7 protein-coding genes are annotated in these 11,535 nt (G+C 74.3%); 5 read left to right on the plus strand and 2 right to left on the minus strand.

The window, feature by feature from the left end:
- Window positions 1-69: 69 nt before the first annotated feature.
- Entirely contained in the window at window positions 70-1,161 is a 1,092-nt protein-coding gene (locus ACFYYF_RS26880) for a MerR family transcriptional regulator (protein ID WP_388780344.1), read from the plus strand.
- A 63-nt stretch (window positions 1,162-1,224) separates the two neighbouring features.
- Here the strand turns inward: ACFYYF_RS26880 and ACFYYF_RS26885 are convergent, their stop codons facing one another.
- Window positions 1,225-1,872, minus strand: coding sequence for a toxin-antitoxin system, toxin component (locus tag ACFYYF_RS26885; protein WP_388780043.1), 648 nt, complete (start codon window positions 1,870-1,872; stop codon window positions 1,225-1,227).
- Window positions 1,873-2,170: 298 nt separating this feature from the next.
- Between ACFYYF_RS26885 and ACFYYF_RS26890 the strand changes: the two genes are divergently transcribed.
- Window positions 2,171-3,736: an acyl-CoA synthetase gene (locus tag ACFYYF_RS26890; protein ID WP_388780045.1), complete on the plus strand. Its 1,566-nt coding sequence runs from the start codon at window positions 2,171-2,173 to the stop codon at window positions 3,734-3,736.
- Window positions 3,729-5,114, plus strand: coding sequence for a carboxyl transferase domain-containing protein (locus ACFYYF_RS26895; RefSeq protein ID WP_388780047.1), 1,386 nt, complete (start codon window positions 3,729-3,731; stop codon window positions 5,112-5,114). The genes ACFYYF_RS26890 and ACFYYF_RS26895 overlap by 8 nt, the downstream gene beginning before the upstream one ends.
- A 216-nt stretch (window positions 5,115-5,330) precedes the next feature.
- Here the strand turns inward: ACFYYF_RS26895 and ACFYYF_RS26900 are convergent, their stop codons facing one another.
- Window positions 5,331-8,966, minus strand: a complete 3,636-nt coding sequence (locus ACFYYF_RS26900; protein ID WP_388780049.1) for a S8 family serine peptidase — start codon at window positions 8,964-8,966, stop codon at window positions 5,331-5,333.
- A gap of 230 nt (window positions 8,967-9,196) precedes the next feature.
- Here ACFYYF_RS26900 and ACFYYF_RS26905 point away from each other — a divergent pair, with 230 nt between their 5' ends.
- Window positions 9,197-9,706 carry a CU044_2847 family protein gene (locus ACFYYF_RS26905; protein WP_388780051.1) on the plus strand — a complete coding sequence of 170 codons (510 nt, stop codon included), beginning with the start codon at window positions 9,197-9,199 and terminating at the stop codon, window positions 9,704-9,706.
- The gene (locus ACFYYF_RS26910) at window positions 9,703-11,472 is read left to right on the plus strand and encodes a trypsin-like peptidase domain-containing protein (protein ID WP_388780053.1); all 1,770 of its coding nucleotides are present in this window, start codon (window positions 9,703-9,705) and stop codon (window positions 11,470-11,472) included. The genes ACFYYF_RS26905 and ACFYYF_RS26910 overlap by 4 nt, the downstream gene beginning before the upstream one ends.
- The last annotated feature ends 63 nt before the right edge of the window (window positions 11,473-11,535 follow it).

Here is an 11,535-nt window from a genome sequence, read left to right on the forward strand (position 1 = left end):
ACCGGGACCGGGTGCGATACGGGACCGGATGCGGTCCCGGTACAGGAGCGACGGGGTGGACGCGTGGACATGCTGACGATCGGGGCCTTCGCGAAGGCCTCCCGGCTGTCGCCCAAGGCACTGCGGCTCTACGACGAACTGGAGCTGCTGCGCCCCGCCCGGGTGGACCCCGGGACCGGCTACCGCTACTACGCGGCCGAACAGCTGGGACGGGCCCGGCTGGTGGCGTGGCTGCGGCGGCTCGGCATGCCGCTCGCCGGGATCCGGCGGGTGTGCGCCCTGGAACCGGAGGAGGCCGCGCGGGAGATCGGCGCGTACTGGGCCGGGGTCGAGGCCGAGACGGCCGCCCGCCGGGATCTGGCCGCGTTCCTCGTGGACCAACTGTCACCGTCCCCAGGGAAGGACACCAGCATGCTGGAACTCCGTTGTTCCGCTCTCTCCGACACCGGTCTGGTCCGTGAGGCCAACCAGGACAGCGTCCACGCGGGTGCCCGCGTCCTCGCGGTCGCCGACGGCTGCGGGCCGGGCGGCGCGCCCGCGAGCACGGCGGCCGTACGGGCCCTCACGTTCCTGGACGACGAGCCGCTGTCGGCCGGCGGTGTGCTCAACCTGCTGGAGGACGCCGTCGAGGGCGCGGCACGGGCCGTGGCGGACCTGGTGCCGCGGGACACCGCGGCGGGGGCCATGGACGGCACCGGCAGCACGCTCACGGCCCTGGTGTGGACCGGCTCCCAGCTCGCGCTCGTCCACATAGGCGACTCCCGGGCCTATGTGCTCCGCGACGGCGGGCTGTTCCGGATCACCCACGACCACACGGTCGTCCAGTCGATGATCGACGAGGGCCGGCTCACCCCGGAGGAGGCCGCCACGCATCCGCAGCGCGCCCTGCTGCTCAGGGCGCTGGGCAGCGACGCCTCCGTACCGGATCTGAGGCTTCAGGACGTCCGGGCGGGCGACCGCTTCCTGCTGTGCTCGGACGGACTGTCGACCGTCGTGCCGGACGAGGGGATCACGCGGCTTCTCGCGTCGGCGCCCGATCCCGACGCCGCCGTCCGGGCCCTGATCGGGGCGGCGAACGACGCCAGCGGGCCGGACAACGTCAGTTGTGTGGTCGCGGACGTGGTCGAGACGGCCCGTCCGGCCGGACTCCGCTTCGGTTAGGGCCCGTCCGGCCGGGCTCCGGCCGGGCCCCGGTCCTGGCTCCGGTCCGGGATTGCCCGCGGGTCAGTCCTGGGGTCTGCGGTAGCCGAGGGAGGTCTCGATGGCGCGGCTCACCGGGTCGAGGGGAACGTTGTCGCCGGGGCCGGTCACCCAGGAACGGAAGACGCTCGCCAGCTGCAGACCGAAGGCCTCGGCCCGCGCCTCGTCCGCCTGACGCGAACCGTCGCGGGCGGCGACGGCGCGGGCGACCTCCTGCCGGGGCGGCGTCGCCCGCGGTCCGGGTCCGTGCCCGCCGGAACGGCCCGAGAGGGCGGCCCGCGCCACGGCGGCCGTCGCCCCGTCCACGTGGTGGTCGCGGTGGCCTTCCTTCATGTGCCACAACTCGTGCCCGAGGATGACGAGTTGCTGCACCGTCTCGGCGCGCTCCTCGACGACGACGAGGTCGAAGTCGCTGAACTCCATCCACAGACCGGTGACTTCGATCTCGTCGGGGAAGCGCTCGAAGCGGAGCTGGACCGGACGGCCGCCCCGGCGCCGGCTCATCTCCTCGCAGAGCGCCTCGGCCAGCCGCCTCATGTCGACGGGCGTATCGATCCTTCTCCGCAGCACCCGGCCGAGTTCCACCGCCAGCGCCCGCATCTCGGAGCGGGCTCCGCGCGGACGCAGCGCCGCCACGAACCTTCCGACGGAGCCGGCGGGCCTCGTCGTCATCGCTCCGCCTCCTCGCCGTCCGGCGGGACCGCGGGAAGGTGCGGCGGGGACTCACTCACCAAAGGGCTCCCGGCAGTTGACTCGTCAAGTTGTGACGCGAGCCCGACACTACGTGTCCGGGTCCGTCCACGCCACGGTTCCCCGGCGATCGTTCCGCGTTTCGCGGCGATCCTTACGGAGCCTGCGCTCCCCCTCCACGTCCTCGGCGCGATCGGGCGGCCGACCGCCCTGTCCCGGATTCCGATCGTGTAGGAAGAACGTGTCCCTCCCGGTGAAGTCCTCTCGGCAAGGAGTCCTCGTGTTCTCCCTCTTCCCGGCCCTGGTGGGCGGCTCGGTCGCGGACCGGTCCGCGCTGCGCTTCGGCGACCGCTCCCTGACGTACGCGGAACTGTCCGCCTGCGCGCATGCACTGGCCGCACGGCTCGACGGCGCCGGGAGGGTCGCCGTCTGGGCGACGCCCACCCTGGAGACGGCCGTGGGTGTCGTGGCCGCGCTGCTCGCCGGTGTGCCGGCCGTGCCGCTGAACCCGAGGTCGGGGGAGACGGAACTCGGTCACATCGTGGGCGACAGCGCGCCGTCCCTGGTGCTCGCCGCCCCGGGGGACCTGCTGCCCGCTCAGCTCCGGACGCTGGACCGCATCGATGTCGAGGTGAACGCGGAGGCGGCGGCGACACGGGCGCGGCCGGGGGGCGGCCCGGAGGCCGAGGTCCCCGGTGGCGCGGAGGCCGAGGCTCCCCGTGGCGCGGGGACCGCCGGCTCCGGCGTGGTCACCGACCCCGGCGCCCCCGCCCTGGTCGTCTACACCTCCGGCACCACGGGTCCGCCCAAGGGCGCGGTCGTCCCGCGCCGCGCGATCGCCGCGACCCTGGACGCCCTGGCCGACGCCTGGCAGTGGACCGGCGACGACGTGCTGGTGCACGGTCTGCCGCTGTTCCATGTGCACGGGCTGATCATCGGCGTCCTGGGCCCGCTGCGGCGCGGCGGGTCCGTACGGCATCTGGGCCGGTTCAGCGCCGAGGGCGTGGCGCGGGAGCTGGGCTCCGGGGCGACGATGCTGTTCGGCGTGCCGACGATGTACCACCGGCTCGCCGAGGCGCTCGGCGAGGACCCCGCTCTCGCGGCGGCGCTGGGCGGGGCACGGCTGCTCGTGTCGGGCTCCGCGGCGCTGCCCCTGCACGACCACGAGCGGATCAGGGCCGCGACCGGGCGCGGGGTCGTCGAGCGGTACGGCATGACGGAGACCCTGATGAACACGAGCGTGCGGGCCGACGGGGAGCCCCGCCCCGGCACGGTCGGCGTGCCGCTGCCCGGCGTCGGTCTGCGGCTCGTCGAGGAGGACGGGACGGCGATCGCCTGGTACGAGGCCGACGGCACCCCGGCCGGGGCGTACGACGGCGAGAGCGTCGGCGAGATCCAGGTGCGCGGGCCGAACCTCTTCACCGAGTACCTGAACCGGCCCGACGCCACCGCGGACGCGTACACCGCCGACGGCTGGTTCCGCACGGGCGACATGGCGGTCCTCGACCCCGACGGTTCGGTCCGTATCGTCGGCCGCAGGGCCACCGACCTGATCAAGAGCGGCGGTCACAAGATCGGCGCGGGCGAGATCGAGAACGCGCTGCTCGAACACCCGGGGGTGCGCGAGGCCGCCGTCGCCGGGGAGCCGGACGCCGACCTCGGCGAGCGCGTCGCGGCCTGGATCGTCCCGCTCGACCCCGAGGGGCCGCCGTCCGCCGACGAGCTGGCCGACCACGTGGCCCGCCGGCTCGCCCCGCACAAACGGCCCCGCACCGTGCGCTTCCTTCAGGCGTTGCCCCGCAACGACATGGGCAAGATCCTGAAGCGGGAGCTGCCGCGTGACTGAACGGATCTCGGCCCGCGAGGCCATCGCCCTGGTCACCGACAGCTTCGCCGAACTCCCCTGTCCCGAAGGTGACTTCCTGCCCGACGGTCCGCTCTCCTGGAAGGGGTACGGCGACGCGCGGACGCGTGCGGCGGAGCGCACCGGCGAGGCGGAGTCCGTCGTCTGCGGCACCGCGACCTTCGGGACGGCGAGTTTCGGCACCACGATCGACGGCAGGGCCCCGCTCGGTCCGGTCACCGCCGTCCTCGTCGCCTTCGAGTTCGGCTTCCTCGGCGGCTCCCTCGGCGAACGCACCGGGGACCGTCTGGAGGCGGCCTACGACTATGCCCGTACGCACCGGCTGCCCGTCGTCTCGCTGGTCGCCACGGGCGGCAGCCGGATGCAGGAGGGCATGCTCGCGCTCACCCAGCTCCAGCGGGTGGCACGGCAGTCCGCGCTCCTCAGGGAGGCGGGGCTGGCGCAGATCGCGGTCCTGCGGGACCCGACGACGGGCGGGGGCTGGGCCACGCTCGGCGCGGGCGCCGATGTGACCCTGGCGCTGCCCGGCGCCCAGGTCGCCTTCGCGGGCTCCCGGGTCCGCCCGCCAGACGCCGACCCGGCCGCGTACACCGCCGAGGCGCAGGTCGTGGCGGGCTCGGTCGACGCCCTCGTACCGAAGGACGGGCTGCGGGAGGCGCTCGCCCTGTGGCTGGACCTGCTCACCCGGCCCGCCGTCGGGGCGGCGCCCGTCCCGGCCGCGCTGGGCGAAGCCACCGACCTGCCCACGACGGGGTGGGAGGCGGTGCGGCGCGCCCGGGCGGCCGAACGCCCGCGCGCCGAGGCCTACCTGGACGCGTACTTCACCCGCAGGGCGGCGATCGGCGGCGACCGCTGCGGCGGCACCGACGACGGCGTGCTGTGCGGCTTCGGCCAGGCGCAGGACGGGCGGACCGTCGCGTACGCCGCCCAGCGCGGGACCCCGACCCGTCCCGCCGGATACCGCACGGCCGCCCGGCTGGTGCGGATGGCGGGGCGGCTCGGCATCCCGGTGCTGACGCTGGTGGACACCCCGGGCGCCGCGAACGACGCGCTCGCCGAGCGGCAGGGGGCCGGCTCGGCGATCGCGGACCTGTTCGCGGCGCTCGCCACCGCCCGGACCCCCGTCACCACGCTGGTGATCGGCGAGGGCGGTTCGGGCGGCGCGCTGGCTCTGGCCGCCCCCGGCAACACCTGGGCCACGCCGGACAGTTACTTCTCCGTCATCGCGCCCGAGTCGGCGGCCGCGATCCTCAAGCGGCCCGCCGACGAGGTCCGGGCGACGGCGGACCAGCTCCGGGTCCGGCCGCAGGACCTGCTGGACCTGGGCGTGATCCGGGGCATCGCGCCGCACCGCCCCTGAGGCCGGAAACGGGCGGCGGCCGCCGGCTCCTCACTCCCGGGAGGAACCGGCGGCCGCCTGCTTCACAGGGGCGCCAGGACGGTGGCCGCCCGCTTCGCGCGGGCGACACGAGCGTGGCCGCCCCCTCTCCGGACCGTCACCGTGGCGGCGGCCCTCCGGAGGGAAGGGACCGGGCGGCGGGCTCCCGCCCCGGGCGGCCCGCCACCCGGCGACCGGTCACCGGACACCCACCGCCCGGATGATCTCCTGGCTGACCGAACCGCCCCGGTCGTCGTGGGCCGACGCCCGCAGCGACACGAACGCGGCGCCGCGCGGAACGTTCAGCGTGCCCTTCCAGCGGGCCGTGCCGCCGCCGCTCAGCGGGACGCTCTTCCAGGTGGCCCCGTCGTCGTAGGACACCTCCAGCCTTCCGCCGCCGAGGGTGCCGGTGTCCGGCGCGCCCTTCACGTACTCGGCGTGGATGCTCACCGGAACCCGGCCGCCGCGCACGTTCCCCGCGAGGTCGGTGTCGACGTCGTAGCCGAGGTTGATGAGCGGGAGGAAGGTCCAGTGGTCCTCGGGAGTGGCCGCCGAGCGGACGGTCCACTCGCTGTGGCCCTTGGTGGAGAGCTTCCAGCGCCCGGGGTCGAGGGTCGTGTCCGTGACGACCTTGTAGGTGTGCTCGTCGGCGGGCGCGTCCCAGACGTATCCCGCGGAGCTCTGCCGCCGGGCGAGCAGGACACCGTCCTGGTGGACCTCGGTGAACTGCGTCATCCCGGTGTCGTCGCTCCACACGTCGCCGAAGCCGGTGTGGTCGGGCCCGGAGTCGCCCCAGCCGGGCGTGTTGAACTGGATGACGTTGCCCGCGCGCTGCTGCCCCCAGCCGAGTCCGGTGCCGAGCCAGGGGTGCCAGACGGGCTTGAACCAGTTCAGCGTCCGATGGGTGCCGCCCCGGTAGGCGACCAGGCCGCTGCGCTCCTCCAGCGCGCCCGTCCCGGCGTACACGGACTCCGACCAGGTCTGTCCGGTACCGCTGGAGACGTAGTCGGTGCGCTCGGCCGGGTAGTCGATCCGCTCCTGGAAGCCGAGCCCGATGGGGAAGGGATCGACGATCGAGTAGCGGTACTCGCTGCCCGACACCGGCTTCGCCGCATGGAACCTGGTTTCCAGCACGGCCAGTTCACCGCGGCCGGGCTCATAGGCGAGGCTCCGGTCCGGGACGGCTCCCTGGTGACCGTGCGAAAGGTCGTACACGTAGGGCGAGTTGCGGGTGCCGGTCATGTCGACGGTCCGCTGCGCGCGCAGCCGTGCCGCGTCCGCCGTGTCGACGGTGGCCACCTGCAGCGGCCGGTCCTCGTAGGCGTCGGTACCGAACCACGCGTTGAGGCGGCCCGGTGAGTCGTCGGTGACGAACAGCGCCTTGGCGCCGGCGTCCTGGGCGGCCTGGGCGAGCACGGTCGGTGAGACGCCGTCGGTGAGCCTCGCGAGCACGGCCTTGCCGCGCACGCCGGTGAACGGCCCGGTCCCGACGTCGGCCAGCGGCAGCCTGGTGCGGCCCTCGGTCAGCGTGGTGCCCGGCTGGACGACGGTCTCCTTGACGCCCGCGACCTCCAGGAGCGGCTTGCCCAGCCGCCACACGGTCCGGTAGTCGAAGGTGCCCTCGGTGACCTTCCTGGTCGGGGCGGCGAAGATGCTGTCGTACTTGACGGGCAGCTGGACCGCGTCGAACAGGTCGGAGCCGCCGCCGGCGCGGTCGTACTCCATGATCAGCTGCCGGGTCTCGGTGCGCCGGTCGACCTTGGCGCTGATCTCCCGCAACGTCCGTCCGTCCAGGGTGACTTCGCGGTCCCGGTCGAGGGCGATCTGGGGTGCGGCGAGGAAGCCGAGGCCGAGGGAGTCGGCGCCGTGACCGCCGCGCACGTCGAGGAACGAGGTGAGGCTGTACGTGCCGGGGCGCAGCCGCAGCTTCAGCGTGCCGGAGTCGTCGACGGCCGTCGCGTACGGGTCGACGTCCTGCGCCAGCTGCTGCACGACGAGGTAGGCGGCGGCCGCGGAGCCGTCCCGGTCCTTCACCTGGACGGTGAGCGTGTACCGCTCCTCCTCCTTGACCAGTCCGAAGGCGGTGTGCGCGACGGGGGTGCCGTCCACCGACGCCACGATCCGGCCCGAGGTCTGCCCGACGGGCGCCTTCCGGCCGTCGCCGGTGAGCGTGGTGGAGGCGGTGCCGTGCGCGGGCACGTCGAGCGTGGTGTCGGCGAGGGTGGCGACACCCTCGCCGGCCCCCTCCGCGGCGAGCGTCAACCGCACCGCCGCGTCGGAGGAGTTGGAGTAGGTGATCGTCCTGGTGACGGGCTTGTCGTCGTCGTAGGGCCAGCCGACGAAGCCGAGGTCGACGCTGCCCGTGGCGGTGACCTTCGCGTCGACGGCGTCCGGGACGCTCACCCGGCCCGCGCCCAACTGGTAGGCGGAGGCGTCGAGTTCCTTGGAGGTGGACATCAGCGCGTCCTTGAGCCGGGCGCCGGTCCAGTCGGGGTGTTCCTGGGCGAGCAGCGCGGCCACACCGGCGACGTGCGGGGTCGCCATCGACGTGCCGCTCATCGATGTGTAGTAGCCGCTGCCGCCCACGAGCTGGGAGCGGGCGGCGAGGATGTCGACACCGGGGGCGGAGAGGTCGGGCTTGAGCGCGTTGTCGCCGTGGCGGGGTCCGGCACTGGTGAAGTAGGCGGCCTCGTCGGAGGAGTCGACCGCGCCGATGGTCAGGGCGGAGTCGGCGGCGCCGGGCGAGCCGATGGAGGAGGGGGCGCCGGTGTTGCCCGCCGCGATGACGAAGAGGGCGCCGGTCTCCTTCGAGAGGGTGTCGACGGCCGCGGCCATGGGGTCGGTGCCGTCGCTCGGCTCGGTCGAACCGAGGCTCATCGAGACGATCCTGGCGTGCACGTCACGCGCGGCCCACTCCATGCCGGCGATGATCTGCGACTCGCTGCCCGAGCCCTCGTCGCTGAGCACCTTGCCGACGGCGAGCGTGGCCTCGGGGGCGACGCCCTTCTCCTGGCCGTCGGAGGCGGCGCCGCTGCCGCCGACGGTGGAGGTCACGTGCGTGCCGTGCCCGTTGCGGTCGGCGACCTCCTCCCCGTCGATGAAGCTCTTGGTCTGCGCGACCCGGCCGGCGAGGTCGGGGTGGCTCGTGTCGACACCGGTGTCGAGGACGGCGACGGTCACGCCCTTGCCGGTGAGCCCGGCCTCCCATGCCTTCGGGGTGCCGATCTGCGCGTTGCTCCCGGCCATGTCCGCCTTGACGCGTCCGTCGAGCCAGACCTTGCCGATCCCGGTCTGCCGGGTCATCGCCTTCCAGAAGGTCCGGCCCTTGTCCGCGTCGACGGCCGCGCCCCGGATGCTCGGCAGCGACCGCGTCCGCTCGGCCCCGCCCGGGACCGTGGTGCGCGCCTTCGGGTCGTACGTCACGATCAGCGGAAGCTCACCGGTCTGCTTGTCGGTGAGCCCCTGCCGGATCAGCTCGCTCACGTCGAACAGCCGGCGGTCGAGGGTGCCGGCCTTCAGGTAGGGCAGCGCCTCGTCCGGTACGACGGTGACGGTCCCGTTCGCCACCTGGGTGCGCACGGCTCCCGTGGCCCCTCGGGGCCGTACGACGGAGACGGTCCTCTTCCCGCCGCCGACGTCGGTGACGGTCACCTTGTCGCCGGTCACGAGGGTGACGGTGTGCGCGGTACCGGCGGCCTTCGCCGCGGCCGGGGCGGGGGTGGTGTCCGCGGTGCCCGCCGCGGCGAGCGCACCGGCCCGCCCCGAGGGCAGCAGCGCGAACACGAGCCCGGCCGACAGCAGCGCCGCCGGTCGTATCAGTGGTCCTCTGGTCATTCATGGCCTCTCTTCGTCGGCCGTGCGCGCACCGGGCAGGGGGTGGCGCCCGGTACTTGCGAAGAGTGTCGGGGGGCTTGTGTTGCGGTGGCATCGACGGAGCCTGGCGGGAAGGCGCCCTGGCGGCTTCCCGCCAGGACATGCCGGTAGGAGGCGCAGAAACCGGGACAGCCTCAAGTGCGGTCCGGAACAATGTCGTTGCTCGGACAGGTGGACAACGGGGGCGTGCCATGGACGGTTTGGTGGAGTTCAGGACCGAGGACGGCGCACGAGTCGTCGTGGAGGCCGTGGACGACGGGTCCGGTTCCCGGCTGGTGGCACGGGACGACGGGACGGTACAGGCGACCCGGACCTTCGAGGGCTCCCTGGAGGGGGTGCGGGCCGCGGCCGGTTCGGCGCTGCGGGTGTTCCGCGACGGGAGCCTGCGGCCCGACTCCGTCGAGATCGAGTTCGGGGTCAAACTCACCGCGGAGGCGGGCGCGTTGATCGCCAAGAGCGCGGTCGAGGGACACCTGGTGGTCAAGCTCTCGTGGGCGTCGGACGGGTCGGGGCACGCCGGCTCCGGTCCCGCCTCCGCGACGGCGTCGGAGACCGGGGCGACGGCGGCCAACGGGGCGGGGACGGGCAGCGGGGCGGGGACTGCACCCGGGCCGGGCACGGGAGCCGGGGCGGGGACTGCACCCGGACCGGGCACGGGAGCCGGGGCCGGTGTGCCGGAGACCGCCGCCGTCCGGTCATGAACACCAGCTCCTGGCAGGCCAGAATCACCTGTGGACGAGAGACCGGAGCGGGCTTCCTCGTCACCGAGCGGCACGTGCTGACCTGCGCGCACGTGGTGGCCCGCGGCGCGGCCGGGCAGCTGAGCGTCTCCTTCACCGGGGAGGAGGGCGCACTGCCGGCGAAGGTGGTGGCCCACGGCGGCTGGGACGGGCACGACACCGATCCCGGCGATGTCGCGGTCCTCGAACTCGACCGTTCCGTCGCGCGCAGGCCCGCGGAGTTCGCCGCTCCCTCGGACGCCTTCGGCGATCCGCCGCGCCGGCTGGTGGCGTACGGCTTCCCGCGGCGGTTCGAGGAGGGAACGCTCGCCGAATACCGGGCCACGGCGGCCCAGTTGATCGCGGACGAATGGGTCCAGCTGGAGGCGTGGGCGGCGCACGGACAGCCCCTCGCGCCCGGCTTCAGCGGCGCGGCGGTGACCCTCGCGGACACCGGACGGGTGGTGGGCATGGTCTCCTCCGCCGCGCGGGACGCGGGGATCCGCAACGGACGGATGCTGCCCGCGCACGTCATGGCCCGCTACTGGCCGCGGCTCGGCGAGCTGATCCCGACGCCGGAGTACGGGCGGGCGGAGAAGGAACGGCTGCGGCAACTGGTGCTGGCGCGGGGGCCGGAGCCCGACGGCAGACCCGAGTGCAGCCCCGAACGGCTGTACAGCGACGCCGTGGGCCCGTTCGGGCCGCCCCTGCCGGGCCGGCGGTTCCGGTCGCTGTGGGACGCGGCCTGGTACCTGCTCTCCGAGGTGCCCGACACCGGCGCGGTCGCCCGGTTCGCGGCGCGTCTGGCCGACTTCACCGAGGACGCGCCGACGCGGGGCGCGCTGCGGGCCTGGCCGTCACAGGCGTACGACCGGCGCCCCGGACCGCCCGCGAACCTCCCGGGCCGGCCGGCCGCGGGAGCGCAGCCCTGGTCGCCGATCCTGGTGGAGATCGCGCCCAGCGGCTCCGGCGAGCACCAGTTCCTCGTCGAGGTCTCCGCCTACAACGGCCGGCACCGCCGTGTCGTCGGTTCGCGCGCCCTGCCCGCCAACCGGGTGCGCGGCTACGCGCTGGAACGCATCGACGAGGCGTACCGGGAACTGGAGCCGGGCGCTCGCGAGTTGATCGCCTTCGTGCTGCCGCGCCGCTGGCTCAACACCGACGTGGCGCACTGGCAGCGCAGCGCCGACGACGACAGCCCGCTCGGCTCCTTCGCGCCGCTGGTGGTGATGGACCTGGAACGAAGACGCAGCGGGGGCCTCCAGCACAAGCTGCGGCAGAAGTGGCAGCGGCTCGAGGGGCAGTCCGCCGCGAGACTGCACCGCATCGGCTGCGAGGCACTCGGGCAGGACCCGGTGCGGCTGACCGTCGGTCTGCGGCGCGGCGCCGACATGGTGGGCTTCGCGGCCCCGCCCCGCGCGCCCGGCACCCGCCGCCTGCTCCAGGCGAGCCTGAACGCGGCGGTCCCGGTGATGCTCTGGCCGCGCAGCGGCTGCCGGGGGGAGCACCGGGTGGGCGAGGGAGCGGAGCACGAGGACTGCGCGGGCGCGGCGTTCCTGGACCGGCTCGCGGAGCACCTCGCGGATCTGCCGCCCTCGGAGATCCCCTCGCACATACACGAGTTGCGCGAGCTGGCGTACGCCCGTGAGGATCCCGACCCTCATTGGGCCCACGACCTGGTGCTGCTGTGGGAGGACCCCAGATACCTGCCTGACCCTGTGGGCTACGCGCACTCGCCCGTCGGCTGAGACTCGAAGACCGCACCGCGGTCGGCCGGTCGTCACGTCAGCCGCTACATCCCGTCTCACGAG

This window comes from Streptomyces sp. NPDC001914 (genome assembly GCF_042891215.1).
GTDB lineage: Bacteria > Actinomycetota > Actinomycetes > Streptomycetales > Streptomycetaceae > Streptomyces.